23 protein-coding genes are annotated in these 24,768 nt (G+C 60.3%); 1 reads left to right on the forward strand and 22 read right to left on the reverse strand.

The window, feature by feature from the left end; translation table 11 throughout:
- Nucleotides 1-8: 8 nt before the first annotated feature.
- The 13 genes from ACRWA7_RS25420 to ndk form a co-directional block, all read right to left on the reverse strand.
- Nucleotides 9-200, reverse strand: a complete 192-nt coding sequence (locus tag ACRWA7_RS25420; RefSeq protein WP_047897627.1) for a DUF2065 domain-containing protein — start codon at nucleotides 198-200, stop codon at nucleotides 9-11.
- A 43-nt stretch (nucleotides 201-243) separates the two neighbouring features.
- Nucleotides 244-1,158: a protease modulator HflC gene (gene hflC / locus ACRWA7_RS25425; RefSeq protein WP_438393021.1), complete on the reverse strand. Its 915-nt coding sequence runs from the start codon at nucleotides 1,156-1,158 to the stop codon at nucleotides 244-246.
- 11 nt (nucleotides 1,159-1,169) lie between these two features.
- Nucleotides 1,170-2,645: an FtsH protease activity modulator HflK gene (gene hflK / locus ACRWA7_RS25430; protein WP_438393023.1), complete on the reverse strand. Its 1,476-nt coding sequence runs from the start codon at nucleotides 2,643-2,645 to the stop codon at nucleotides 1,170-1,172.
- A gap of 47 nt (nucleotides 2,646-2,692) precedes the next feature.
- Complete coding sequence (hflX, locus tag ACRWA7_RS25435) at nucleotides 2,693-3,967, reverse strand: GTPase HflX (RefSeq protein WP_060856285.1); 1,275 nt, start codon at nucleotides 3,965-3,967, stop codon at nucleotides 2,693-2,695.
- Between the two features lie 35 nt (nucleotides 3,968-4,002).
- Nucleotides 4,003-4,239, reverse strand: coding sequence for an RNA chaperone Hfq (gene hfq / locus ACRWA7_RS25440; protein ID WP_031356421.1), 237 nt, complete (start codon nucleotides 4,237-4,239; stop codon nucleotides 4,003-4,005).
- Nucleotides 4,240-4,401: 162 nt separating this feature from the next.
- Entirely contained in the window at nucleotides 4,402-5,739 is a 1,338-nt protein-coding gene (gene der, locus ACRWA7_RS25445; protein ID WP_056364601.1) for a ribosome biogenesis GTPase Der, read from the reverse strand.
- Nucleotides 5,740-6,194: 455 nt separating this feature from the next.
- Nucleotides 6,195-7,334, reverse strand: a complete 1,140-nt coding sequence (gene bamB, locus ACRWA7_RS25450; RefSeq protein ID WP_438393026.1) for an outer membrane protein assembly factor BamB — start codon at nucleotides 7,332-7,334, stop codon at nucleotides 6,195-6,197.
- A 145-nt stretch (nucleotides 7,335-7,479) separates the two neighbouring features.
- On the reverse strand, nucleotides 7,480-8,109 hold the full coding sequence (locus ACRWA7_RS25455) for a tetratricopeptide repeat protein (RefSeq protein ID WP_060856286.1): 630 nt from the start codon (nucleotides 8,107-8,109) through the stop codon (nucleotides 7,480-7,482).
- 100 nt (nucleotides 8,110-8,209) lie between these two features.
- Nucleotides 8,210-9,556: a histidine--tRNA ligase gene (gene hisS / locus ACRWA7_RS25460; protein ID WP_438393029.1), complete on the reverse strand. Its 1,347-nt coding sequence runs from the start codon at nucleotides 9,554-9,556 to the stop codon at nucleotides 8,210-8,212.
- 6 nt (nucleotides 9,557-9,562) lie between these two features.
- Entirely contained in the window at nucleotides 9,563-10,882 is a 1,320-nt protein-coding gene (ispG, locus tag ACRWA7_RS25465) for a flavodoxin-dependent (E)-4-hydroxy-3-methylbut-2-enyl-diphosphate synthase (protein WP_438393031.1), read from the reverse strand.
- 239 nt (nucleotides 10,883-11,121) lie between these two features.
- Entirely contained in the window at nucleotides 11,122-12,276 is a 1,155-nt protein-coding gene (locus ACRWA7_RS25470; RefSeq protein ID WP_438393033.1) for a RodZ domain-containing protein, read from the reverse strand.
- Between the two features lie 242 nt (nucleotides 12,277-12,518).
- Entirely contained in the window at nucleotides 12,519-13,661 is a 1,143-nt protein-coding gene (gene rlmN / locus ACRWA7_RS25475) for a 23S rRNA (adenine(2503)-C(2))-methyltransferase RlmN (RefSeq protein WP_438393034.1), read from the reverse strand.
- A 96-nt stretch (nucleotides 13,662-13,757) separates the two neighbouring features.
- Nucleotides 13,758-14,183 carry a nucleoside-diphosphate kinase gene (gene ndk, locus ACRWA7_RS25480; RefSeq protein ID WP_047897645.1) on the reverse strand — a complete coding sequence of 142 codons (426 nt, stop codon included), beginning with the start codon at nucleotides 14,181-14,183 and terminating at the stop codon, nucleotides 13,758-13,760.
- Between the two features lie 308 nt (nucleotides 14,184-14,491).
- Here ndk and ACRWA7_RS25485 point away from each other — a divergent pair, with 308 nt between their 5' ends.
- Nucleotides 14,492-15,190: a Bax inhibitor-1/YccA family protein gene (locus tag ACRWA7_RS25485; protein WP_060856291.1), complete on the forward strand. Its 699-nt coding sequence runs from the start codon at nucleotides 14,492-14,494 to the stop codon at nucleotides 15,188-15,190.
- Between the two features lie 92 nt (nucleotides 15,191-15,282).
- Here ACRWA7_RS25485 and rlmD read toward each other — a convergent pair whose 3' ends face one another.
- The 9 genes from rlmD to ACRWA7_RS25530 form a co-directional block, all read right to left on the reverse strand.
- Nucleotides 15,283-16,647: a 23S rRNA (uracil(1939)-C(5))-methyltransferase RlmD gene (rlmD, locus tag ACRWA7_RS25490; RefSeq protein ID WP_438396781.1), complete on the reverse strand. Its 1,365-nt coding sequence runs from the start codon at nucleotides 16,645-16,647 to the stop codon at nucleotides 15,283-15,285.
- Between the two features lie 141 nt (nucleotides 16,648-16,788).
- Nucleotides 16,789-17,565, reverse strand: a complete 777-nt coding sequence (locus ACRWA7_RS25495) for a 3'-5' exonuclease (protein ID WP_060856293.1) — start codon at nucleotides 17,563-17,565, stop codon at nucleotides 16,789-16,791.
- 65 nt (nucleotides 17,566-17,630) lie between these two features.
- A complete protein-coding gene (gene rpoS / locus ACRWA7_RS25500) occupies nucleotides 17,631-18,725 on the reverse strand; it encodes an RNA polymerase sigma factor RpoS (protein WP_438393037.1) in 1,095 nt (364 codons plus the stop codon).
- 11 nt (nucleotides 18,726-18,736) lie between these two features.
- On the reverse strand, nucleotides 18,737-19,723 hold the full coding sequence (locus ACRWA7_RS25505; protein ID WP_438393039.1) for a peptidoglycan DD-metalloendopeptidase family protein: 987 nt from the start codon (nucleotides 19,721-19,723) through the stop codon (nucleotides 18,737-18,739).
- Between the two features lie 5 nt (nucleotides 19,724-19,728).
- Nucleotides 19,729-20,958, reverse strand: coding sequence for a protein-L-isoaspartate(D-aspartate) O-methyltransferase (locus ACRWA7_RS25510; protein ID WP_438393041.1), 1,230 nt, complete (start codon nucleotides 20,956-20,958; stop codon nucleotides 19,729-19,731).
- Complete coding sequence (surE, locus tag ACRWA7_RS25515; RefSeq protein WP_438393042.1) at nucleotides 20,955-21,713, reverse strand: 5'/3'-nucleotidase SurE; 759 nt, start codon at nucleotides 21,711-21,713, stop codon at nucleotides 20,955-20,957. The genes ACRWA7_RS25510 and surE overlap by 4 nt, the downstream gene beginning before the upstream one ends.
- 261 nt (nucleotides 21,714-21,974) lie before the next feature.
- Nucleotides 21,975-22,799, reverse strand: coding sequence for an ABC transporter permease (locus tag ACRWA7_RS25520; RefSeq protein ID WP_438393044.1), 825 nt, complete (start codon nucleotides 22,797-22,799; stop codon nucleotides 21,975-21,977).
- A gap of 25 nt (nucleotides 22,800-22,824) precedes the next feature.
- The gene (locus ACRWA7_RS25525; RefSeq protein ID WP_438393045.1) at nucleotides 22,825-23,652 is read right to left on the reverse strand and encodes an ABC transporter ATP-binding protein; all 828 of its coding nucleotides are present in this window, start codon (nucleotides 23,650-23,652) and stop codon (nucleotides 22,825-22,827) included.
- Between the two features lie 3 nt (nucleotides 23,653-23,655).
- Nucleotides 23,656-24,693: an ABC transporter substrate-binding protein gene (locus tag ACRWA7_RS25530; protein ID WP_438393047.1), complete on the reverse strand. Its 1,038-nt coding sequence runs from the start codon at nucleotides 24,691-24,693 to the stop codon at nucleotides 23,656-23,658.
- Nucleotides 24,694-24,768 lie beyond the last annotated feature (75 nt).

Here is a 24,768-nt window from a genome sequence, read left to right on the forward strand (position 1 = left end):
GCGGCATTTCAGGTCGCAATCAGCAGCAGAATCACGCCAAGCACCATCGCGATCAGGCCGCCGATGCGAATCTGATGCGGCGGGCGCTGGGCGATCCGGCGGAACGTGTCGCGCCAGGAGTTCGGGAAGACGAACGGAAACATCCCTTCGATAATCAGCATCAACGCAATCGCGAGCAGTAACGATGCAGCCATGTCCATTCGATAAATTGCGCCGCGGCTCGCACCGCGGCGCTTCGGAAGCTCAGCGCTTGCGCGCGAGCGCCGGGGGGGTGGCATCGGCGGCGCTCGGCGCGGCGCCATTCGGGCTGCGCATGAAGCGGAAGAAATCGCTGCCCGGATCGACAACCATCACGTCGCCGGCATTGAACGTCTTTTTATACGCTTCGAGGCTTTGATAGAACTGGTAGAACTGCGGATCGACGCCGTACGCGTCGGCGGCAATCGACGCAGCCCGGCCGTCGCCCTCGCCCTTGATGGTCTGCGCTTCCTTGTAGGCGTCGGCGAGAATGGCTTCTTGCTGGCGATCCGCGTTGGCCTTGATGGCGTCGGCGTCGGCCGTGCCCTTCGCGCGCTCTTCAGCCGCCGCCTGCTGGCGCGCCGCGATCATGCGCTTGTAGACCGAATCCGCCACCGCGGCCGGAAAGTCGATGCGCGTGAGCTGCACGTCCACGAGTTCCACGCCGAACGCCGCTGCCGGCTGCTCGATCGCCTTCTGCGCTTCCGTGCCAATAGCCTGCTGCTCGCCGAGCACGTCGCCAAGTGTCCGCTTGGTGAACGACGAGGTCAGCGCGGTGCGCGTGAGCGCGGCCAGCCGGTCCTGCGCTGTCTGCGTGTTCTTCTCGTTGCTTTCAAAAAGCTTGAGCGGATCCGCGACGCGATACTTGATGACCGTATTGGCAATCACCTCGTTCTGGTCGGACGTATTGAAACGGTCCGTGCCCGCTTCATCGAGCGTGAGCGTGCGCGTGTCGATCAGCGTAAGCGTCTGGAACGGCGGCGGCAGCTTGAAATGCAGGCCGGGCGTGACGAGCTTCGGCTCGCCGCCACCATGCGCGGTAACCACGCCGGCGTGGCGTTCGTCGACCACGAACATCATGGAAGAGCCGATGAACAACACGACCACCACGGCAACTACGAGAGCCACGATTCGATTCATGATCGCGCCCCTCATTGCGTGTCGTCTTCACGCGAACGCGAACGGAACGCGTCGCGCGAGCGCAATGGATCACCACCGGTCGTTTTCGCCGATGCCGACGCCGGGGAAGAAGCCGCCGCGCTCGCTTCGATGCTGGCGGACGCGGTTTGCGCCGCGACCGCTGACGCGGCCTGCGCGCTTTCGGCACGCGCGTCCTGCGTGATCGAGCCGCCTATACCGGCGACACCTGCGGGCGCAGCGCCAACCGGCTGATTCGGCGCGGCAGCCGATGCCTCCGGCGCGCCGCTTGCCGGCGCGGCCGCATTCGCGCGCTGACGGTTTGCATCGACGAGCTTGTCGAGCGGCAGATAGACCACGTTATTGGAACTCTTGCTGTCGACGAATACCTTCGTCGCCCGCGAATAGATCTGCTGCATTGTTTCCAGATACATGCGTTGACGAATCACTGCCGGCGCCTTCGAATATTCTGCATAAACCTGCTTGAAGCGCTCGGCATTGCCTTGCGCCTGCGAAACGGCCCGGTTGCTATAGCCCTTGGCTTCGTCGATCATGCGCGCCGCGTCGGTCTTCGCACGCGGCAGAAGCTGGTCGGCGTAGGCCTTGGCGGTATCCACCGCGCGTTCGTTGTCCTGGCGCACCTTCGCCGCTTCTTCGAACGCGGGTTGAACCTGAGCCGGCACCTGCACGCTTTGAATGGTCACGCCGGTCACCTGCAAGCCGGTCTGGTAAGCATCCAGCGATGCCTGAATGCGATCGACCAGCTTTGCGCGCAATGCTTCGTGATCCTTGAAGAGCAACTCGTCCGTGCTGTGCGTACCGGCGATCTCGCGAATGGCGGCCTGCGCCGACTCCGTCACGTTCTGTTCGGGATCGAGATTGCGGAACAGGTAATCCGTTGCCGACTTGATCTGATACTGCACGGCAAAGCGAACGTCGACGATATCCGCGTCGTGCGTGAGCAGCGACGCGTCGCGAACATTGGCATGTGTGAGCGTGTTGTTGCGCCCGATATCCACCGAACGGATCTGCGACGTATTGACGATCTCGTGCGACTCGAACGGATATGGCAAGCGCCAGTGCACGCCCTGCTCGGCCTGGCCTTCGTACTTGCCAAAGCGCGACACGACGCCCACATTGCCGTCCTGCACGACAAACACGCCGCTGCCGAGATAGATCGCAATCAACGCACCGACAACAATCCCGAAGCCGATCTTCGCGCCACGGCCGTTATCCGGACGCGGACCGCCGCCCGCCGGCTTCTTGCCGAACAGGCCCGCGAGCTTCTTGTTGAAGTCGCGCCACATTTCGTCGAGATCCGGCGGTCCCTCACCGTCCTTGTCCTTCGATGGACGCTTCTGTTCCTGCGGACGTTTCGGATCCTGGCCTTTAGTGTCGCCATTGCCGTCGCCCCGCCCCCAGCGCGGATCGTTGATCGAAAAGACGGCATGCGAAAGCTGCCGGGTACTCCGCTCGTTGTAGTCGTTCACTCGGTGATTCACCATTAGACAGCCGGGTCAATGCAAATCGGAACAGATCAGTGCCCGTGCTCGGGGACCTTGCGGTCTTCACTTTCGTCGGCTGGCCGGTGGTCTTCCGGTAGCGTGGTTCCGTCGTCGGATGTGCTATCCATGGACTCCGGCACGATTGTGCCGTCCGGAAGTTCCGTGTACTCGTTGTTATCTTTAGGTTCGGAAGCCGCAAATTCGGCGATTGCCGCGCGCAGCGCGTCGAGTCCCTGACCCGTTCTCGCGCTCAAAAAGACGCGCAAAATATTACCATACTCGTCCCTTTCAACCGCATCGTTGCGGGCCGCGAGCTCAGGCACCGCATCGATCTTGTTGAACACGAGAATCTGCGGAACGCCGTCGGCGCCAATGCTGCTCAGCACCTTGTTCACTTCTTCGATCTGATCGAGCCGCACCATGCTCGACGCATCCACCACGTGCAGCAGCAAGTCGGACTGAACGGTTTCCTCGAGCGTCGCGCGGAACGCCGCGACAAGCTGGTGAGGCAGGTCGCGAATGAAACCCACCGTATCCGATATCACCGCCTGCCCCGCTTCCTCACCGAGATAGATCCGGCGCGAAGTGGTATCGAGCGTGGCGAACAACTGGTCCGCCGCGTAGGCTTGCGCCTTTGTCAACGCATTGAACAACGTTGACTTGCCCGCATTCGTATAACCCACGAGCGACACCGACGTGGTCCGGTTGCGCTCGCGCTGGCGGCGCTGCGTGCCGTGCTGGCGCTGCAGCTTCGCCAGCCGCGCCTTCAACGCCTTGATCCGCTCGCCGATCAGCCGGCGGTCGGTTTCAAGCTGCGTTTCACCCGGTCCGCGCAAACCGATACCGCCCTTCTGGCGCTCGAGGTGAGTCCACGCGCGAATCAACCGCGTGGACAAGTACTGGAGTTGCGCGAGTTCGACCTGCAGCTTGCCTTCGTGACTACGGGCACGCTGCGCAAAAATATCGAGGATGAGACTGGTCCGGTCGATCACGCGCAGTTCCAGCGCGGTTTCCAGATTGCGCTGCTGCGCGGGCGCCAAGGCGTGATTGAAAATGACGAGTTCCACGTCGTTGGCAACGCACGCGAGGCGCAGCTCTTCGACTTTGCCGCTGCCGACAAACATCTTGGCATCAGGGCTGGAACGACGGCCGGTCAGGGTAACGGCGGGATGGGCGCCCGCACTTTGTGCGAGCAGACTGAGTTCTTCGAGACTGGCGTCGAAATCGATTTTCCCGAAGTCGACACCCACAAGCGCTGCGTTGATCAAATTGATGTTTTCATTTTGAAGCGACCGGTGAATTAGCATGTTTATTCATGCCGTCGCACCGGACGCTGCGAGGTTTAGGGCGTTTCAGCATCCGGGTGGAAATTCACCGGACGCGCTGGCACGACCGTGGAAATGGCGTGCTTGTAGACCATCTGGGTAACTGTATTCCGGAGCAACACGACGTACTGGTCGAACGATTCAATATTGCCTTGCAGCTTGATGCCGTTGACCAGATAGATCGACACCGGCACATGCTCTTTTCGCAGTGCGTTCAAAAACGGGTCTTGTAACAATTGCCCTTTGTTGCTCATAGCAAACTCCGTATTATTTTTGCAGGTTAACGTGATTGCGACGAAGAAAAAGAGATCCGCCGTCAATCGCTACACTATAGCCGATTTTCATTTTCGCACCAGCGCGCGCCGGCCGCCCTAAACCCGGCGAAACGCTTGATACACGCGGGATTCAGCCAGACTTCAGCCCTTATCCGCGTAAGGATTCGCACTCGAACGAAACTCTATGCGCAATGGAGTCCCAACCAGCCCAAAAGTTTCTCTGAAGCGCCCTTCGAGGTAGCGTTTATAGGTGTCGGTGATCGCGTCGAGCGCATTTCCATGCACGACAATGATCGGGGGATTCTGCCCGCCCTGATGCGCATAACGCAGCTTCGGACGGATCGGGCCGCGACGCCGCGGCTGCTGGAACTCCACGGCGTCAATCAGCGCGCGCGTGAGCTTCGGCGTTGGCAGCTTTGCCATGGCGGCGGCGTAAGCGTCGTCGACAGATTTCATCAACTGGCTAATACCGGTTTTCTCCAGCGCCGACACGTAATGAAATTTAGCAAAGTCCAAAAACTTGAGCTTGCGTGTCAGGTCAGCCTTGGTGCGCTCGCGCACATGCGAATCGAGCCCGTCCCACTTGTTCACGCCGACCACCAGCGCACGCCCCTGTTCAACCACGAATCCCGCGATGTGCGCGTCCTGCTCGGAGATGTCCTGCTGCGCATCGAGCAGCAGAATCACCACGTTCGCGTCTGAAATCGACTGCAGCGTCTTCACCACCGAGAACTTCTCGATCGCTTCGAACACCTTGCCGCGACGACGCAAACCCGCTGTATCGATCAGTGTGTACTTGCGGCCACTTCGCTCGAAATCAACATAGATGGAATCGCGCGTGGTGCCGGGCATGTCGAACGCGATCACGCGCTCCTCGCCAACCAGTGCGTTTATCAGCGTGGACTTGCCGACGTTCGGACGTCCGACGATGGCGATCTTCACACCGCGCGCAGCCTTCTCCTCCGGGTCTTCTTCCGGCTGGCCGGCGTACGCGATCTCGAGTGCATCGCCGATCATTTCCGTCACGCCGTCGCCGTGCGCTGCCGAAATGGCGCGCGGGTCGCCGAGGCCAAGCTCGTAGAAGTCAGCGGCCACTGCGCTGTACTTCATGCCTTCGGCCTTGTTGACCACGAGAAAGAGCGGCCGGCCCGTCTTGCGCAGATAGTCCGCAATCGCCTTGTCTTGTGGCGCGAGGCCGTTGCGGCCGTCGGTAATGAACACGACCACGTCGGCCTCTTCCACCGCCTGACGCGTCTGACGAGCCATTTCATGCAGGATGCCGTCTTTCGCGACCGGCTCGAAACCGCCGGTATCCACGACCAGATACGGACGGTCGCCCACGCGGCCTTCGCCATAATGGCGGTCGCGTGTGAGACCGGGCAAGTCGGCGACGAGGGCGTCGCGCGAACGCGTCAGGCGGTTGAAGAGCGTCGATTTCCCCACATTGGGGCGCCCCACGAGGGCAATTACGGGTTTCATCAGATGGTGTTCTTGGTTGAACGCAAGGCGGATCATTCCGGCCCGGCGTGCGCCGGATGTCACTCCGGAAACGGCGAACCGCGAGTGCGCGATCCGGCGGTGTGTCGAAAATTAGCACGGTTCCAGCGGATCGGTCGCTGGATGCAGCATATACGGCTGTTTTTAACTTCCTGCTGATCGGTCCTGCCGGCTCGTTCGAGGCGCATTTGGAACGCGTTGATGCGCTCCGTCGAAAACATGAATTTGCGCGCCCAGCGGCAGGAATGCAGATGCCGGGATAAACGGTGTGCCGTTGCCAATGCTGCTTGTGCGCTTATTTGCCGCACGACAGATTCGTCATGTGCAGCGTTGATGAATCGATTCTATTCGCACGGCGCGGACTTAAAAAAACAAAAAGTCCGTAGAAACACGAGCGGCCGGCAAGACCGGCCCGCTCGTCAGCTCAATCCAGACCCTCAGCGCGGACGGAAACCGTACAGGCCGCCGTCATGCGTCTGGATCACCAGCGTGTCGCCAGCCAGAACCGGTGCAGCCGTGATTGCGCTGCCGTCGGTCTTGGCGCGGCCGACAAATTCGCCATTGGTCGTGGAAAGGAAATGTACAAAACCTTGATAGTCACCGATCACGACCGCGCGACCCAGAATGAACGGCACGCTGACCGTGCGATTCTTCAGCTTGTCGTTCTTCCAGAGCGGGGTGCCGTCGATCGCGCTGAATGCGTTGACCACCGACCAGTCGTCACCCGCCGCCACGACTTCATTGTCCTGCGCGAGACCGCTGTCGCTCGAGAAGTTCTTTTCCCATTGCGGACGGCCCGAGTTGGCATCGAAACAGCCGATGCGGCCCTGGAACGTCACCGCACAGGTCTCCGATCCGACCAGCGTCGGCGCACCCGTCACGTCGTTGATACGTTCGACTTCGGTCACGCCCTTCGGGAATGAAACCGGCGTCTGCCAGTATGCGTCGCCGGTTTGCAGGTTGATTGCCGCGAACGTGCCGCCCGGGAAACCCGCCAACACCGCCTGCGATGCCGCGAACGTCATGCCGGCCGCAACACGCAGGTTCAGCGGCACCGCGCGCGCCTGGAACATCCACTTCTGCTCGCCCGTTTGCGAATTGAACGCCACGATCTTGCCGTCAATGGTGCGGACGATCACGAGGTCGTTGCCCACGAGCGGCGGCGAGATGATTTCGCCCGGCGCCGTAGCCGTCCACAGTTGCTTGCCGTCAGGCCCGAGCACGAACACGCTGCCCTTCAGGCCACCGACCGCGGTCAGGTTGCCATCGGTACCCACGCCCGCCGACAGATCGTCCTTGAGCTTGACGCGCCATACATCCTGACCCGTCTTCGCATCGATCTTCGCAACGGTGCCGTTCGCACCCGCCGCAAACACAGCGTCGCCGACGGCAACCGGCGAGAACATGTAGCGTCCAGCCTTGCCGACGCTCGCCTTCCAGGCCTGCTCCACATTCAGAACGGGCTTGATGTCGACAAGCGGAGTCGGCACCCGGCGCTCGTCCTTGGTGGCACAGGCCGTGAGCATGACCGACATCGCGCAGGCGAGCGGCAGAGCGTAGCGTTTCAGAAAATTCATCGGTGGACGCAACATGGATAAGGTGAAATCGGTTGATCGGTGTGCTGCGCGAAACCCGCTTGAAATAGCCGGGAACCCGCGACTTTAACCCATTGAGCAACGCACTCGCATAAAGACCACGGTTGATGCGTGACTCAATCCAGCGCTAGCCGCCCAGCGCGTCGAGCTTGAACTGGATCAACTGGCGCGCGGACGAGTCGGATTGCGGCAGCGAATCGAGCGCCAGTTTATAGGCGGTGCGCGCGTCGTCGCGCTTGCCTTGCGCCGCCAGCAAATCGCCGCGACGGTCCGCCACCACGCCCTTGAACGCGTCGAGCGGTTCGTCGGCCAGCACTTTCAGGCCGGCGTCGTAGGCTTTTTCATCGAGGAGAATCAACGACAGCCGCAGTTTCGCGATCTGCTTGTATTCAGCATCCTTTGCGTGATCGATGACCCATTGCAATTGCGTTTTCGCGCCTGCGCTGTCGCCGCTCATGTATAGGGATTTGGCTGCGGCGAGCGCGGTCATCTGCGCGTAGGCGGTACCGCCGAACTTGTCTTCCATGTCCGAGGAAACGCGCGAAATCAGCGTCTTGTCGCCCGCGGCCACAGCCTGCTGGACCTGATCGTAGAGGACAGCGGCTTCGGCGGCCTGCCTGCGTTGCCAGAAGTTCCAGCCGTTCCAGCCTGCCGCGACCACGAGTACCGCGAGCACGATCCAGGTCGTGGAGTTGCCCCATTTGGCCCACCAGGCCTTCAGGTTTTCAAGTGACTCTTGTTCTTCGTGATAGCTCATGCCCAGCGTATTCCTTGACTGCTCTTGTGTTCGCGTGCAATGCCGCGCGCCATTGTTTCGGTCCATCGCACGGGGCTTTCCGGGCGACGCCGCCGGACAATCAGTCGGCGCTGTCGTCGGCGGTTGCCACCATCGCATTGATTAGAAATTCGGTCAAGTCTTCCACAGGCACGGTGGCCTGCTCGTTCTTTTGACCCGTTGATTCAAGCGATGTCGCGCGCAACGGCTTGACGCCGACCATGCCCTGCGCAAGCTCGTTTTCGCCGAGTACGACTGCAAACGCCGCACCGCTCGCATCGGCTTTTTTCATTTGCGACTTGAAGCTCGCCGCCGTGCCATCCGGGCTGCAATGAAGGATGACGTCGAGGCCGGTATCGCGCAAACGCTCCGCGATGATAAACGCCTGCAACGCCGCAGCCTCGCCTTGATGCACGACGTAGATGTCAGTGCCTTCCGGCGCCGGCACGAGATCTTCTTCTTTCAGCAATTCAAGAATCCGCTCAACGCCCATGGCCCAGCCGCACGCAGCCGCCGCCTTTCCGCCAAGCTGCTCGATCAGCGGATCGTAGCGCCCGCCGCCCGCGACCGTGCCTTGCGAGCCAAGCTTGTCGGTCACCCACTCGAATACGGTCAGATTGTAGTAATCAAGACCGCGAACGAGACGGGGGTTGATCGTGAACGGCACGTTGTTCGCCTTCAGCAAACGCTGAACGCCTTCAAAGTGCGCAAGCGATTCCGGCCCGAGAAAATCGACAAGCTTTGGCGCGTTCTGCGCGATTTCCTGCATCGCCGGATTTTTCGTGTCGAGCACGCGCAACGGGTTCGTGTAGAGACGGCGTTTCGCTTCTTCATCGAGTGTGTCGATGTGTTGCTCGAGATAGGCGATCAGTTCCTTCCGGTGCGCCGCGCGTTCTTCAGGCTGACCAAGCGAATTCAGTTCCAGACGGATGCCAGAGAGCCCGAGATCGTCCCACAGGCGCTGACACATCATGATGATTTCAGCGTCGGTGTCCGGACCCGCAAAACCCAGCGCTTCCACGCCAACCTGATGAAACTGCCTATAACGCCCACGCTGCGGACGCTCGTGACGGAACATCGGCCCGACATACCAGAGCCGCTTCGGGCCGTCGTACAGCAAATTGTGTTCAATCGTCGCGCGCACCACTGCGGCCGTGTTCTCCGGTCGCAGTGTGAGTTGCTCGCCATTGAGCGCGTCGGTGAAGCTGTACATTTCCTTCTCGACAATATCCGTCACTTCGCCAATGCCGCGCGTGAACAGTTGCGTATGCTCGAGAATGGGCGTGCGGATCTGCTGGTAGCCGTAGGCCCGCAGCATCGACTTCACGGTACTTTCGAAGAATTCGTACAACGCGGCGTGCTCGGGCAGGATGTCGTTCATCCCTTTCACGCCGCTCAGCTTTTCAAGCTTTTTCTTGACTTCAGTCATCTGTCTTTAGATTGTTTCTGCCTGCGCGGTTTCGCGCTTGCCATAAGTGCGCGTGACGTACTCGCTGACGATTTGCTGGAACTCCTGAGCGATATGTTCGCCGCGCAACGTCTTGACCTTCACGCCGTCAATAAACACCGGCGCCGCGGGATTCTCGCCCGAACCCGGCAAGCTGATGCCGATATTCGCCTGCTTGGATTCACCCGGCCCGTTCACGATGCAACCCATCACCGCAACATGCATCTTCTCGACGCCGGGGAACTGATCGCGCCAGACCGGCATTTCGTTGCGCAGGTAAGTCTGAATCTGCGAGGCCAGTTCCTGGAACAACGTGCTCGTGGTGCGTCCGCAGCCTGGGCAGGCAATGACCATTGGCGTGAACGAACGCAAGCCCATGGTCTGCAGGATTTCCTGCCCGACGATCACCTCGCCAGTTCTCGCGCCGCCGGGTTCGGGCGTGAGCGAAATCCGGATGGTGTCGCCGATGCCCTCTTGCAACAGCACCGACAACGCCGCCGTCGACGCCACAATGCCTTTCGAGCCCATACCCGCTTCGGTGAGCCCGAGGTGCAGTGCGAAGCTGCAGCGCTTGGCCAGTTCGCGATAAACCGCGATCAAGTCCTGCACGCCGCTGACCTTGCACGACAAAATGATCTGATCGCGCCGCAAGCCAAGTTCGACCGCTCTTTCCGCCGAGCCGATCGCCGACTGGATCAGCGCTTCGTACATCACGCTTTGCGCTTCCCAGGGTGTTGCACGCGCGGCGTTTTCGTCCATCATGCGCGCGAGCAGGTCCTGGTCGAGACTTCCCCAGTTCACCCCGATCCGCACCGGCTTGTCGTAACGCGCGGCCGCTTCGATCATCTGGGCAAATTGTGTGTCGCGTTTTGCGCCAGCACCGACGTTGCCCGGATTGATACGATATTTCGACAGCGCTTCCGCGCAAGCAGGATAGTCGCGCAGCAGCGTGTGACCGTTGTAATGGAAATCGCCGACGAGCGGCACGGTCACACCCATTCGGTCGAGCTGTTCGCGCACGGCCGGCACCGCCGCCGCGGCTTCAGGCGTGTTCACCGTGATTCGCACCAGTTCCGAGCCGGCTTGCGCCAGTTCCTTGATCTGAATTGCCGTACCAATTGCATCTGCGGTGTCGGTGTTTGTCATCGACTGGACGCGCACGGGCGAATCGCCGCCAATGGTGACGAGCTGGCCGCCCCATCGAACGTCAACCGCGTGCGACGCCCTTCGTTTCCACGATCCGCCGAAGACAGGCTCCGACGAACAAATCCTGCTTTCAATTAGGGGTTGTTGAGCTTCGGATTGCATCTAAATGGCCCTCTGCGTTGCCGGATACCGCACGGTGACGCGTTTCTGGAATGAATGAGACTCAAGGACAAGGAACGGCGTTTGAAAATTCGCAACGCCTCGCCGAAATCTTCGCACGGTTTCGTGTCAGACCTGAAGATCGAGGCCAGACGGCTCGATTCAGCGCAGCACGAGAACCGGCCAGCATCCGTTGTTCGCCAAACCCCGGCGCGCTTCGCCCGGAGCTTGCGGCATCCGCCTCACGGCAAGGAAAAACGCGCGACATTGCCTTTGGCCGGTCCGAACTTGGCAGGATCGACCGGCTGTCCGTCGAACGTCAGCGAGTCGAGACCCGCGCGATTTCCAACGGTGATCTTGAACGGCGCGTCTCCCGCTACGCGCTGCACCGAATCGGCCTTGACCAGACCCGAGAAGACTTCCTTGCCGTCCTTCTGGCGCACGCTGAACCAGCTATCGCGCGCCACCTTCAATTCGAGCGTATTTGCACCGGTCCCAACCACAGCGGCAGCCGACGCAGGCGCCTCGGGTTTAGCCGCGTTCGCGAGCGGCACGGCGGCCGGGACGCTTGCGCCCTTGGCGGCCGTGCCCTGAACAGCCGTAATAGTCGAGGAAGACGCGGGCAGCGCGTTCGTGCCCAACGGACTCGGCATTGGCTGAGCGGCCGCTTGCTGCGCGGTCGAATTATTCGATGCAGCGCCACTCGCAGCCGTATCGCCAGGTGCGACCGAACCCGCGTTTGCGCTGGACTCTTCGGACGCGACCACGGCCGAGCCCGAACTCGTTTCGCCGCCCGCCGACTGACTCGCACCATTGGCGCTAGCCTTCAATCGTGAGAGCCACGCCGCCGAGTCGCCGCCGGTATGCCACATTGCAAGCGCGATCACCGCGACAATTACTGCCGCGACACCCCACAACCAGGACCGGCGCTTCGGCGAACTGCCAAGCGGCACCGAGACACGGCCGCGAGGCAATCCCGCGCCCGACGACGCGGGCAACGACAAATTCTGTTCTACCGGACCATTGGCCTGACGCAGCGCTGCCGTGAACGGTGCGGGATCCGCGCCCATGATCTTCGCGTAACTGCGCACGATGCCCGCTGCAAAGTTGCGATCCGGGAAAAGGCTAAGATCGCCACTTTCGAGCGCGCGCAACTTTTGCGGCGATACCTTCAGCCGCGCAGACACGTCATCCAGCGACCAGTTCTTCGCCTCGCGAAGTTGCGTTAGACGCACGCCCACCGCTGCGACCGACTCAAGGCCCGCTGCTGCCTGGACTCCACCCTGCACTGCGCTTGGAGCTTGCTCCGGCTGGCTTGCGGACACAGGCCCGGCCTGACCGCCCGACTGGCCACCTTTATGAGCGCCAAATGGCGTCGGGTGCTGCGGCTCACTCATCCCAATTTCCTCGCATCGATTCTTTTTTGTCGCTGCTCGGCTTCGTTGCCGAGCACGGCGCTACCGCACGAAACTGCCGCACCGGCGTTGCAGACCGCTTTATAACAAAATGCACGGTGTTGTGCGCCGACTTTGATCGTTTATTGCCGAATTTTCCGATTTCGCAACCGAATGGCACATATCGGCTAATTAACTAACGCGCGTGCAGCCGCAACGCCGTGGCGGCTTGGCCGATACGCACGTCAAACAGCCCGAACCTCAATAACCTTCGACGCCTTGCCCATACGCTGCGCAAGACGCGTACGGTCCTGCACCGCGCCGGCCAGTTGCCCACACGCTGCATCGATGTCGTCGCCGCGGGTCTTACGCACCGTGGTCACAACACCGGCGTCCATCAATACCTGTGCAAAACGCTTGATTTGTTCATTGCCGGATCGCGTCAATCCGGATTCAGGGAATGGATTGAACGGAATCAGATTGAATTTGCACGGTACGTCGCGAGTCAGCGCAACGAGCTCCCGAGCATGCGCCTCGCTGTCATTCACACCGTCGAGCATGCAATACTCGAACGTGATGAAATCGCGAGGCGCCACTTTCAAATAACGCTGGCACGCGGCCATCAGTTCGCGCAGCGGATACTTCTTGTTGAGCGGCACAAGCATGTCGCGCAGCGGATCATTCGGCGCATGCAGGGACACGGCGAGCGCCACCGGCAAATCCGCGCCAAGCCGGTCCATCATGGGCACGACGCCCGACGTGGACAAGGTCACCCGGCGCCGCGACAACCCGTAGGCGTTGTCGTCGAGCATCAGGCGCATGGCGGGCACCACGGCGTCGTAATTGAGCAACGGTTCGCCCATGCCCATCATCACGACATTGGTCACGACGCGGTCCGCTTTGCCGTTGTTCGGCACGCCATAAGTACCGCTCCTGGATGCACGCAGCGCAAATTCCGCCATTCGCAACTGGCCGATGATTTCGCCCGTGCTCAGGTTGCGGGAAAACCCCTGCTTGCCGGTCGAGCAGAACCGGCAATTGACCGCGCAGCCCGCTTGCGATGAAACGCACAGCGTGCCGCGATTTTCTTCTGGAATGTAGACAGTCTCGACCGCGTTGCTGTTGCCCACGTCGATCAGCCATTTGCGCGTGCCGTCGGTGGAAACGTGGTCGCGAACGATGGCGGGCATGTCCAGACTTGCCCGGCCTTTCAATTTCTCGCGCAATGATTTCGCGAGATCGGTCATGCCGTCGAAATCGTCAACGCCGAACTGGTGGATCCAGCGCTGCAATTGCTTGGCGCGAAACGGCTTCTCCCCCAGGCTGTCGCAATATGCAACGAGCCCGGCGGCATCGAGATCCAGAAGGTTGACGGTGGAAGCTGTCATTCGATTTCTGCCATTTCCTGATAAGCGAAGCCGGAGGCGTTCGAAGTCGCGCTCCGGTCATTTCGCGCCAATTCCTGCGATAAATCTACTCCCGAATCAACGCGAATAAACGTTTACTTCGGGGAAGAAGAACGCGATTTCCTGACGCGCGGTCTCTGCTGCGTCCGACCCGTGCACTGCATTAGCGTCGATGCTGTCCGCGAAATCAGCGCGGATCGTGCCCTTGTCCGCCTTCTTCGGATCCGTTGCGCCCATCAGGTCACGGTTCGTCAGGATGGCGTTTTCGCCTTCCAGCGCCTGGATCATCACCGGGCCGGAGATCATGAATTCAACGAGGTCCTTGAAGAACGGACGCGCAGCGTGGACTGCGTAGAACTTTTCCGCGTCAGCACGCGACAGGTGAACCATGCGAGCTGCGATAATCTTCAGGCCCGCCTGTTCAAAACGGCTGTAGATCTGGCCAATCACATTCTTTGCCACTGCATCCGGTTTGATAATCGACAGGGTGCGCTCGATTGCCATGAAAAACTCCAAAAAATGAACGGGTTACGAATATAAATGAATCGACAATTGTAGCACGAAGCGTTGTATGATTGCGATGGAAACCTTACGGCATCGTAAGTATCAAAGCACATGTGCAGTAACGAAATGCGCGGTAATTTTAATGACCCGCTCGTTGCGGTGCAGCACCGTTGAATTTGGCGCAACATAGACGCATATTGCGTCTGTAAGGGCCCGCCAGTGGCCCGCAACGCTGCGGCGTAGAACAAGTCGGGCCAGTATTTTTTGAACCAGGTTGCTTTACACAAGTTTAGGCAAGGAGAGAAACCATGAACGAGTCCCCTTACGGTTTTGGCCGTACCGGCAGCGTCACGTCGTCCGAAACCCGCAACCGTGTGTTGCGCAATACGTATTGGCTACTCGCCCTCTCGATGGTGCCGACAGTTCTCGGCGCCTGGGTCGGCGTTGCAACGGGCTTTTCGCTGTTTGCAGCGACCAGCCCGGCCATGAGCTTCATTGCCTTCCTCGCGATAGCGTTCGGCTTCATGTTTGCTATCGAACGCACGAAAAACAGCAGCCTGGGCGTCGTCGTACTGCTTGGTTTCACGTTCTTCATGGGACTGATGCTGTCGCGCATGCTGAGCTTCATTCTCGGCTTCTCGAACGGACCGCAGCTCATCATGATGGCCTTTGGTGGCACGGGCGTGATCTTCGCGGCCATGGCGACCATCGCAACGGTCAGCAAGCGCGACTTTTCCGGCCTCGGCAAGTGGCTGTTCGTGGGCGTGCTCGTGCTGCTGCTCGCTGCGTTCGCGAACGTATTCCTGCACTTGCCCGCATTGATGCTGACAGTGTCCGTGCTGGCGATCGTGATCTTCTCGGCGTATATGCTGTTCGACGTCCAGCGCGTTGTGAACGGCGGCGAGACGAATTACATCAGTGCCGCACTCGCAATCTATCTGGACCTGTACAACGTATTCACGAACCTGCTCGCGTTACTCGGTATTTTCGGCGGCAACCGGAACTGATCTGGTCCTCGAAAGTTTCAAACAAAAAAACCGGCCTTTCTGGAGGCCGGTTTTTTTATGCCTGGCGCAAACGCATCCGGATAGACGAAGAATCAGTCTCGTTCGAATAATGCGATCGACTCGACGTGCGACGTGTGCGGAAACATGTTCATCACGCCGGCGCCCTTGAGCCGGTAACCCGCCTCCCGGACAAGCACGCCCGCGTCGCGCGCGAGCGTTGCAGGATTGCACGATACATACACAATACGCCCAGGCATCAAGTCGTAGTCCCCATGCTGCGCCAGTTCAGCAAGCGCCTTCGACACTGCCAGCGCACCGTCGCGAGGGGGATCCACGAGGTATTTATCGAAGCGTCCAAGTGCACGCAGATCGTCGGCCGTGACTTCGAACAGGTTTCGGCATGCGAACGATGTATGACCATCCACGCCATTCGCCCTGGCATTTTCGAGCGCGCGCTGCGTAAGCTCTTCGCTCCCTTCAATACCCATCACTTCACACGACACCCGCGCAAGCGGCAGCGTAAAATTGCCGATACCGCAAAAAAGATCCAGTACGCGATCGGCGCGTGAAGGCGCCAGCAATCGCAACGCGCGACTCACCAGCACGCGGTTGATCTGATGATTGACCTGCGTGAAATCGGTTGGCTTGAACGGCATCCGGATATTGAACTCCGGCAAGGTGTACGCCAGTTCACGTTCGACCGGATGAAACGGATATGCGGTATCGGGTCCTTTGGGTTGCAACCAGAACTGTACGCCGTGCCTGTCGGCGAAGGCACGGACCAGCGCCTCGTCGGCCTCGGTCAACGGTTCAAGAATCCGCAGGACCAGCGCCGTGATTTCGGCGCCCACAGCGACTTCGATTTGCGGCAGGCGATCGCGAACGGAAAGATCCTGAACAAGCTTGCGAAGCGGCATGAGCAGCGCCGACACGTGTGGCGTCAGCACCTCGCAAGTTGGCATATCGGCGACAAAATCGCTTTTCTTCTCATGAAATCCGACCAGCGCGCCGCCCTTTCCCGCGATCAGCCGAACGGATAGACGCGCGCGATAACGATAACCCCAAGACGGCCCATGAATCGGCCGGTAGATTGTCTCGGCGCGCAGCTTGCTAATGTGTTCGAGGTTGTCCTCGAGCACCCGCTGCTTGACCGCGATCTGTGCACGCACATCGAGATGCTGCATGGAGCAGCCGCCGCATTTACTGAAATAGGGACATTTCGGACGCGTCCGCATCACGCTTTCGCGCAATACCTTGACCAATAGCCCTTGCTCGAATGCCGCTTTCCGGCGAAAGGTCGCATACGAGACACGTTCGCCCGGCAGCGCGCCTTCCACGAAAATAACCTTGCCCGCCGAACCGTCTTCCGTACGCGTGCGGCCGACGCCCTGGGCCTCCATATCTAGCGACTGGATTTCGATCTCGAGTGGTGCCGCCGCGGGGTCGAGCGGAACGATTCGTCCAGGCGGATTCCATCGGCGATTGGATTTTTTACGAGCGCGAGGCACCTACGGACTTCCTGACTGATATATGAATTGAAGGGAAAGACTGCGAAGGCGGGAATTGTAAACGATGCCGCACCAGCAATCGGCAGATGCCTATTGGCCGAACGCCGCAAGGTATTCGGCCCAGTGCGGCGCGGGTTCCAGCGCGAGCGCGTTTTTCACCACGTTGATTTCATCAACATATTCCTCTTGGGAAAACCCGCCGCGCATCAACTGGAAACGGCAATACATCAGGTAAGTATTCACCACGTCGGTCTCGCAGTAATTGCGGATTTCGTCGAGCCGCCCTTCCGAATACGCCTGCCAGACCTTGCCGCCGTCCATGCCCAGTTTTCCCGGAAAACCACACAGCTTTGCGAGAGCGTCCAGAGGTGCATTCGCGCGTGCCTGATACATCGCGAGCACATCCATGAGGTCGGTGTGGCGTGCGTGATAACGGCTGATGTAATTGTTGTAGCGGAATTCGCGGTCATCGTTGCCCAGGTCCCAGTATCGGGAAGCCGTTACGCCATGAATCAACGCGCGATAGTGCAAGACCGGCAGGTCGAAACCGCCGCCGTTCCACGACACGAGTTGAGGCGTGTATTTCTCGATCACGCGAAAAAACGACTGGATCAGCGCAGCTTCCGAATCCGTGGTGGCGCCGAGCGAGCGCACGCGAAAACCGGTGTTGTCGCGGAACACGCATGAAATGGCGGCGATGCGCTGCAAATGGTGCGGCAGGAAGTCATTGCCGACCCGCTCGCGGCGCGCGGCGAAGGCGTGCTCGGCGACTTCGGCGTCGGTGAGCGTGGCGGGGAGATCTTCGAGACGGCGAATACCCTCGACATCGGGGATTGTCTCGATATCGAATACGAGAATGGGAGTCATTACTTGATTGGATACGGCGTTTTTTTAAGGAAAGCGCTGACCGGTCGCCGCCTGACTACAGACCACTACAACACCGCGTCTTTACGCACGCCGTTCGATGCAAAAAAACGCTTTAGCCGCACCAGCGCCTCTTGCTGGATCTGGCGCACGCGCTCGCGCGTCAGGCCCATTTCGTCGGCAAGTTCCTCGAGCGTGGCCGGTTCGATGTGATTCAAGCCAAAACGGCGTTCGATCACGTGCCGGTGTTTGTCGGAAAGACGGGAAAGCCAGAGCTTCGTCAGCGTTTCCAGTTCGCGATGCTGGACTTCGGAATCGGGAGACTGGCTGGCGTCGTCGGAAAGCAGGTCGAGCAAGCTGCTCGCCGGATCGAGATCCAGCGGCGCATCCAGCGACGCCGTGTGTTCATTCAGCGCCAGTATGTCAGTGACTTCCTCGGGCGTCTTGCCGGTGAGATGCGCGATGTCGTCAATACTCGCGTCGCGTCTATCCGGCGCTATGGCCGCCGTGGAATTTGCCGAGCTTTTCTCGAGATGGCGTTTCGCGCGCAGCACCTGATTGAGTTCACGAATCACGTGAACGGGCAAACGCACCGTGCGCGCCTGATTCATGATTGCGCGCTCTATGCTCTGGCGGATCCACCATGTGGCATAGGTCGAAAACCGGAAACCACGCGTAGGATCGAATTTTTCGATCGCGTGCATCAGGCCGAGATTGCCTTCCTCGATCAAATCGAGCAGCGGCACACCCCGATTGAGATAACCCTTCGCGATACTCACCACCAGCCGCAGATTGCGCTCGATCATCACCTGCCGCGCTTCGAACTCGCCGGCTTTAGCGAGCCGCGAGTAACGCTGCTCTTCTTCGACAGTCAAGAGCGGCTTTACGCTAATACGATTCAGGTAATGCTGGATGGTGTCGGCGGTCAGTTCGGCCTGCAGGATCGACTTGAAGTCGTCGACGTCGGGCACGGAATCGTTTGCGCCCTCCGCTGCATCCTTGCCACTTGATCCGCTTTCTTCGTCACCGTCGAGTTCGGCTTCGACCGTTTCGGATTCCGACTCGTCTGCGTGGCTCGAAGCGCCGTCTTCCACCGTTGTCTGCGTGGGTCGGCTGATTGGCTCAGTCTCGGCTTGCGGCGGGCGGCGCTTCGATTTAGGCATGGTGATTTCGCTTATTGCGGCGGCAAATACGTCAGAGGGTCGACAGGTTTGCCCTGCCGGCGAACTTCGAAATGCAACATCACACGGTCCGAATCGCTGTTGCCCATCTCGGCGATCTTCTGCCCTTTTGTCACCGCGTCACCTTCTTTTACCATCAAAGCGCGGTTATGTGCGTACGCGGTCAGAAAAGTTGCGTCGTGCTTGATGATGATGAGATTACCGTACCCGCGCAGCCCGTTGCCGGAATAAACGACGCGTCCATCCGCCGATGCATTGACCGGATCTCCGGGCGATCCGCCAATATTGACGCCTTTGTTCTTCGCGTCGTCGAACGTGCCGAGAATCGGTCCACGCGCAGGCCAGATGAATGCCGGCTGACCCGCCGGCGCCGCTGCTGCGCCGTTGTCAATCCCACTCGCTCCCGGCTGATTCATCGCCACTCCTGGCGCCACCGCCGGCGCTGTCCCAGGCAACGGGGCAGGCGCCGTACCCATACCGGACGATGAACCGTAAGCCGGCGCGGTCGGCAGGGTTGCGCCGTTGGAATTGTTCGCGCCATACGTATTCGTCAGCGGCTGGGCCTGCACGCCTCCACCTGCGATAGGAGCGGTAGAAACACCCGGCGTTGCGGCGGCGAGATTCGCGCCCGGAGGTGCGACCCGAAGCAATTGATCGACTTCGATCTGATTCGGGTTCGTCATGTTGTTCCACGATGCAATATCGCGATAATTCTGACCGTTTTCCAGCGCAATCCGGTATAGGGTGTCACCCGGTTTCACGCGGTAATAGCCTGGCGGCGGCGGACCGGGCGGCAACACGGCGCCATCCTGAGCGGCTTGCGTGCCGATAGCGGCTCCGGTCCGGTCGACGACGGGCGCGTTGTCCATCCGTGTTGCGCACGCAGCCAGCACGGACAGCGCCGCGACGCACACCATGCGCTGAACCACCGTCAAACCGGGGTTTGCGCTCACTTGTTGTTTAGCACGCAACATACTCATCGGTGTCAAATCACTCCGGATTTTAAAGGTACAAAGAAAACCCTATCAAGCTGCGACTCGCGCCACTGCGTGGGCGAAACGCGCTCGACGAGCGTCAGTATCTGCGCTTGCGCCGTCTGGGAACCGACCGGCGCAACCAGCCTGCCGCCAACAGCGAGTTGATCAAGCAGCGCCTGCGGCACATCAAGCCCCGCACACGCTATGACAATGGCGTCGAACGGCGCGGCCGCCGGCAATCCGAGCCGGCCATCGCCGTAATGGAGACGGATATTCGGCACACGCAAAGGACGCAAATTCAACTTCGCGCGCTCCGACAACGGCCGAATCCGCTCGATGGAATACACGTCCGTGGCAACCTGCGACAACACGGCTGCCTGATATCCGCAGCCCGTACCGATCTCCAGCACGCTCCTGAGCGTGCGCCCCGCCGCAACCAATTCGATCATTCGTGCGACGACAGACGGTTTCGAGATCGTCTGGTGATGACCGATCGGCAGCGCGGCGTCCTCATAGGCCTGCGCGGCAAGCCCCGGATCGACGAACATGTGACGCGGCACTGCGGACATTGCGGCAAGCACACGCGGGTCCCCAATGCCGTTTGCACGCAGCCGTTCGACCATTCGCTCGCGCACGCGTTCCGATGTCAAGGCATGCGTGCCGGTGTGCGTGCCTTGCAGCGCCGTCTTGCGGACATTACCCGGCCTGACGTCCGGCGGCTGTACCGGCTTCGCCTCCGGCACGGCCTGAATTTTCGCGCTCATGGCCGAGTCCCGCATCGCATTCGCGCGGGCACCGGAACGCAACGCGCCCGGTTGATGATGAGCCACGACTGCGGACGGTTTCGTGACCGGGTGTGGCTTGACTGCTGGACGATGAACCTCGCCTGCCGAAGCGCCTCGCGGGCCAGCGGTTTCAGCAACGCCGACCGGCTTGACTGCTGCTTTCACAGTCGCTGCGGGCTTGACGATGGCATTGGCTTTCGTTCCGGAATGAAGCGCCGTCGACAATTTTGCAACCTTTGCACCGGCCGGTTTCAGCGTGGCCGCGCCTGCGTGGTGCACCGCGGCCGCCGGCCGCGCAGCACCATTACCGCCAGTAATTGACTTGAACGCCGGTTTGCCGGCCGGCCTAGCATTCGACTTGCCGCTTGCATCCGGACGCGCAATTGCTTTGCGCGGTTCGCGCACCAGATCAGCGAGCGCCAGCGGAAAGCGTTTCGCGCGTTCGTCCGTCATGAACGGCGGCTCCGTGCCTCGGCCCACTCGCGTGTAGCGGGCAACAGCTTGGTATGCGTGAGATCCAGTTGCAGCGGCGTAATTGAAACATGCCCGTTCGCAACGGCGTGAAAATCTGTGCCTTCGCTTGCATCGAGCGCGTCGCCGGATGGCCCGATCCACCAGATGGGGTTTCCGCGCGGATCGATCTGCCGGATCACCGGTTGCGACGGATGACGTTTGCCAAGCCGCGTGATGCGCCACTCTCCCATCTGTTCATAGGGAAGACTCGGAATATTCACGTTCAGCAACGGATGGCCGGGCATGGGATGCGCCAGAAAATGCGCAACGATGTCGGCAGCCACGCGAGCGGCGTCTTCCAGATGTAACCAGTCGCGGCCAACCAGCGAAAACGCAATGGCCGGCACGCCGAACATGAAGCCCTCGGTTGCCGCCGCCACGGTCCCTGAATACAGCGTGTCCTCGCCCATGTTCTGGCCGTTATTGATACCCGAGACGACGAGATCCGGCTGCGTTTCCAGCATGCCTGTCAGCGCGATGTGCACGGAGTCCGTGGGCGTACCGTTCACGTAGTTAAAACCGTTGGGCGCAGTGTGAATGGTGAGCGGCCGGGAGAGCGTCAGCGAGTTCGAAGCGCCGCTGCAATTCTGCTCGGGCGCCATGACCGTGACTTGCCCAAGCGGCTGCAAGGCCGCGTGCAGCACGTTGAGCCCGCGAGCCAGATAACCGTCGTCGTTGCTGAGTAGGATTTGCATTGGACGATTGTAACCGAGGAAAGATGGCGCGCGGACTGGCGGCGGAGCCCTCGGCCGAACGGTCAGGTTTTCCCTGAAACACGCGCTGCTTCAAGCCGTTTTATTAGACCAGATGGCTAACGCGGTACGTGCAGAGGCACAGCCGGACAAAGCCGTTCTACACTGGACGCGTCAAGATATTTCAACGGAGAGGTCATGCGCACCATTCGATGCCGTCAATACGAACCACTTGAATCACTCGTGTTCGAAACCTTGCCTGACCTACATCTTCTCGGTGTCGCCGGCGCTTGGCTGCCACTTCATCAGGCGGCGCTCGACCAGCGCGACGATGCCGTCGAGAATCAACGCAAACGCCGTAAGCACGAGAATCCCCGCGAATACAGTGTTGATATCGAAAGTGCCTTCCGCCTGCAGGATCAGGTATCCGACGCCCCGCGCCGAGCCCAGGTATTCGCCGACTACGGAGCCCACAAACGCAAGTCCCACCGATGTATGCAGACTCGAAAACACCCAGCTTGTCGCGCTCGGCAAATATACGTGCGTGAGCAATTGCTTTCGATTGGCGCCGAGCATGCGGGCATTGGCGAGCACGACAGGACTCACCTCCTTGACACCCTGATAGACATTGAAGAACACGATGAAAAAGACCAGCGTGACGCCGAGCGCCACTTTCGACCAGATCCCAAGCCCGAACCAGACGGCGAAGATCGGCGCGAGGATCACGCGCGGCATCGAGTTCGCGGCCTTGATGTACGGGTCGAAGAGCGCGCTCATCATGGGAGCAAGAGCGAGCCACAAGCCAACGCTCAATCCCAAAACCGTACCTATCACAAACGCGAGCACGGTTTCTATCAGCGTGACCCACAGATGCACGTAGATCTCGCCGGTCGTAAACCACTGCCAGATGCGCAGCAACACCTTCTGCGGTTCGCCGAAGAAGAATGCGGCCTTGCTTGAATCGTCGAAATAAAAAGCCGGCAGCAATGTCGGGCTGGTCAACACGTACCAGAGTACGAAACACAGCACGAGCACCAACCACTGCCACAAGACCAGGTTTGCGCGGTTCGGGCGCAACGTTTTCCACATGATCGGGATGCTCTTTTAATCAGTTTTAAACGGCGGTCAACTGTTGCTTGTAGCCCTTCAGGACCTCTTCTCGCAGCACGGACCAGATTTGCGCGTGCAGTTCCACAAAGCGAGGATGCGAGCGGATTTCGGCAACATCGCGCGGACGCGGCAGATCGATTACAAACTCGCCGATCGGATGCGTGCCCGGACCCGCCGACAACACCACCACGCGATCGGACAACGAAATCGCCTCATCAAGGTCATGTGTGATGAACAGCACGGCTTTGCGCTTGGCGGCCCACAGCTCAAGCAGCTCGTTTTCCATCAACTGACGCGTTTGGATATCGAGTGCGGAAAACGGCTCATCCATCAGGATGATGTCGGGATCGAGGATCAGCGTCTGCGCCATGCCCACGCGCTTGCGCATGCCGCCCGACAACTGGTGCGGATAGCGATCGCCGAAACCGCCAAGGCCCACGCGTTTCAACCATTCTTCGCCCATCGCGCGCGCTTCGTCTTTAGGCACGCCCCTGAACGACAGACCTGCCGTGACGTTGTCGAGCGCCGAGCGCCACGGCATCAGCGCTTCGGCCTGGAACATGTAGCCGGCGCGGCGATTGATTCCATGGAGTTCATTGCCGAAGACATTGATCGTGCCCGAGGAAGGTGCGAGCAAACCCGCGCCCACGTTCAGCAGCGTGGACTTGCCGCAACCCGTGGGACCCACGACCGAGACAAACTCTCCGGGCGCTACACGCAGCGTTGTTCCCTTGACCGCCGTGTAGCGCGAGCGGCGGTCATCGCGGGAAATAAACGTGCAGGTAACGTTTTCCAGCGCAAGCGCGGGAACCTGTGTGGTTGTCTGCAGCATCGTTCAGGCCTTGACCGTGGCCAAGGCTTTCTTCACAAAGTCGTTGGTCCACGTCTTCGACAAATCGATCGGCTTGCCTTTCACGGTTTCATCGAAAGCCTGAAGGGTCTTGAGCGACGTCGCGGGACCGTTCGCCGGCATCAGCCCGTCGGGCGACATGGCTTCCTTCACGTGCTGCCATGCATCCAGATAGAGCGAACTGTCGCCGAGCAGGTAGGCTTCCGGTACCGTCGAAATCAGGTCCTTGCCCGATGCGGTTTGAAGCCATTTCAGCGCCCGAACCATGGCGTTCGTGAGCGCCTGCGTGGTGTTCGGGTTCTTCGCGATGAAACTTTGCGATGCATACAGGCAACCCGCCGGCATGTCGCCGCCGAAGACCGCGCGCGTGTCCGCAAGTGTTCGCGTGTCCGAAACCACGCGGATATCGCCGGAGCGCTCCAGCTTGGTCATGACCGGATCGAGATTCGCCATGGCGTCGATCTGGCCCGACTGCAACGCGGCGACCGCGCCCGCTCCCGCACCCACGCCAATGAACGAGACGTCGCTCGCGCTGAGCCCGGCCTTGGCCAGGACGAAGCTCGCCATGATGGAAGTCGACGAACCGGGCGCGGTCACGCCGATTTTCTTGCCTTTGAGATCGGCAATGCTCTTGTAATTCGGCATCGCTTTCTTCGATACCGCCAGCACGATCTGCGGCGCGCGCCCTTGCAGCACGAACTCGCGGAACATCTGCCCTTTCGCCTGCAGCAGCAGCGTATGTTCGAACGCGCCCGACACCACGTCCGCGCTGCCGCCCACCGCCGCCTGCAACGCCTTCGCGCCGCCGGCAAAATCGGATATCTCGATCTCGAGGCCTTCGTCCTTGAAGTAGTTGCGGCGCTCCGCAATAGTGAGCGGCAGATAGTAAAAGAGGTTCTTGCCGCCGACCGCGATCGAAACCTTGGGATGTTCCAGTTTCGCTTGCCCAAACGCGAACGGGGTATCGATCAGCGTGCCGGCAGCGAGCGCCGCGCCGCTTGCGATGAAAGTCCTGCGTTGCATCTTGTCTCCTTGATTTTTTATTTTTTGCGGCTTTATCGGGGAAGCCAAGGCATACGCCGAGGTCTGTGCCGAAAC

The organism is Caballeronia sp. DA-9, from assembly GCF_051615025.1.
GTDB classification, from domain to species: Bacteria; Pseudomonadota; Gammaproteobacteria; order Burkholderiales; family Burkholderiaceae; genus Caballeronia; species Caballeronia sordidicola.

Excerpts from the sequence above, each read along its gene's own strand:
- rlmN (WP_438393034.1), bottom strand. The coding sequence starts at position 13,661 with ATGACAGCTTCCACCGTCAACCTTCTGGATCTCGATGCCGCCGGGCTC.
- ACRWA7_RS25510 (WP_438393041.1), bottom strand. The coding sequence starts at position 20,958 with ATGACGGACGAACGCGCGAAACGCTTTCCGCTGGCGCTCGCTGATCTG.
- hflX (WP_060856285.1), bottom strand. The coding sequence starts at position 3,967 with ATGCTAATTCACCGGTCGCTTCAAAATGAAAACATCAATTTGATCAAC.
- bamB (WP_438393026.1), bottom strand. The coding sequence starts at position 7,334 with ATGAATTTTCTGAAACGCTACGCTCTGCCGCTCGCCTGCGCGATGTCG.
- ACRWA7_RS25505 (WP_438393039.1), bottom strand. The coding sequence starts at position 19,723 with ATGAGTATGTTGCGTGCTAAACAACAAGTGAGCGCAAACCCCGGTTTG.
- ACRWA7_RS25530 (WP_438393047.1), bottom strand. The coding sequence starts at position 24,693 with ATGCAACGCAGGACTTTCATCGCAAGCGGCGCGGCGCTCGCTGCCGGC.
- ACRWA7_RS25525 (WP_438393045.1), bottom strand. The coding sequence starts at position 23,652 with ATGCTGCAGACAACCACACAGGTTCCCGCGCTTGCGCTGGAAAACGTT.
- ndk (WP_047897645.1), bottom strand. The coding sequence starts at position 14,183 with ATGGCAATCGAGCGCACCCTGTCGATTATCAAACCGGATGCAGTGGCA.
- ACRWA7_RS25485 (WP_060856291.1), top strand. The coding sequence starts at position 14,492 with ATGAACGAGTCCCCTTACGGTTTTGGCCGTACCGGCAGCGTCACGTCG.
- ACRWA7_RS25495 (WP_060856293.1), bottom strand. The coding sequence starts at position 17,565 with ATGACTCCCATTCTCGTATTCGATATCGAGACAATCCCCGATGTCGAG.
- surE (WP_438393042.1), bottom strand. The coding sequence starts at position 21,713 with ATGCAAATCCTACTCAGCAACGACGACGGTTATCTGGCTCGCGGGCTC.
- ACRWA7_RS25455 (WP_060856286.1), bottom strand. The coding sequence starts at position 8,109 with ATGAGCTATCACGAAGAACAAGAGTCACTTGAAAACCTGAAGGCCTGG.
- hfq (WP_031356421.1), bottom strand. The coding sequence starts at position 4,239 with ATGAGCAACAAAGGGCAATTGTTACAAGACCCGTTTTTGAACGCACTG.
- ispG (WP_438393031.1), bottom strand. The coding sequence starts at position 10,882 with ATGCAATCCGAAGCTCAACAACCCCTAATTGAAAGCAGGATTTGTTCG.
- ACRWA7_RS25470 (WP_438393033.1), bottom strand. The coding sequence starts at position 12,276 with ATGAGTGAGCCGCAGCACCCGACGCCATTTGGCGCTCATAAAGGTGGC.
- rpoS (WP_438393037.1), bottom strand. The coding sequence starts at position 18,725 with ATGCCTAAATCGAAGCGCCGCCCGCCGCAAGCCGAGACTGAGCCAATC.
- hisS (WP_438393029.1), bottom strand. The coding sequence starts at position 9,556 with ATGACTGAAGTCAAGAAAAAGCTTGAAAAGCTGAGCGGCGTGAAAGGG.
- ACRWA7_RS25420 (WP_047897627.1), bottom strand. The coding sequence starts at position 200 with ATGGACATGGCTGCATCGTTACTGCTCGCGATTGCGTTGATGCTGATT.
- der (WP_056364601.1), bottom strand. The coding sequence starts at position 5,739 with ATGAAACCCGTAATTGCCCTCGTGGGGCGCCCCAATGTGGGGAAATCG.
- ACRWA7_RS25520 (WP_438393044.1), bottom strand. The coding sequence starts at position 22,799 with ATGTGGAAAACGTTGCGCCCGAACCGCGCAAACCTGGTCTTGTGGCAG.
- hflC (WP_438393021.1), bottom strand. The coding sequence starts at position 1,158 with ATGAATCGAATCGTGGCTCTCGTAGTTGCCGTGGTGGTCGTGTTGTTC.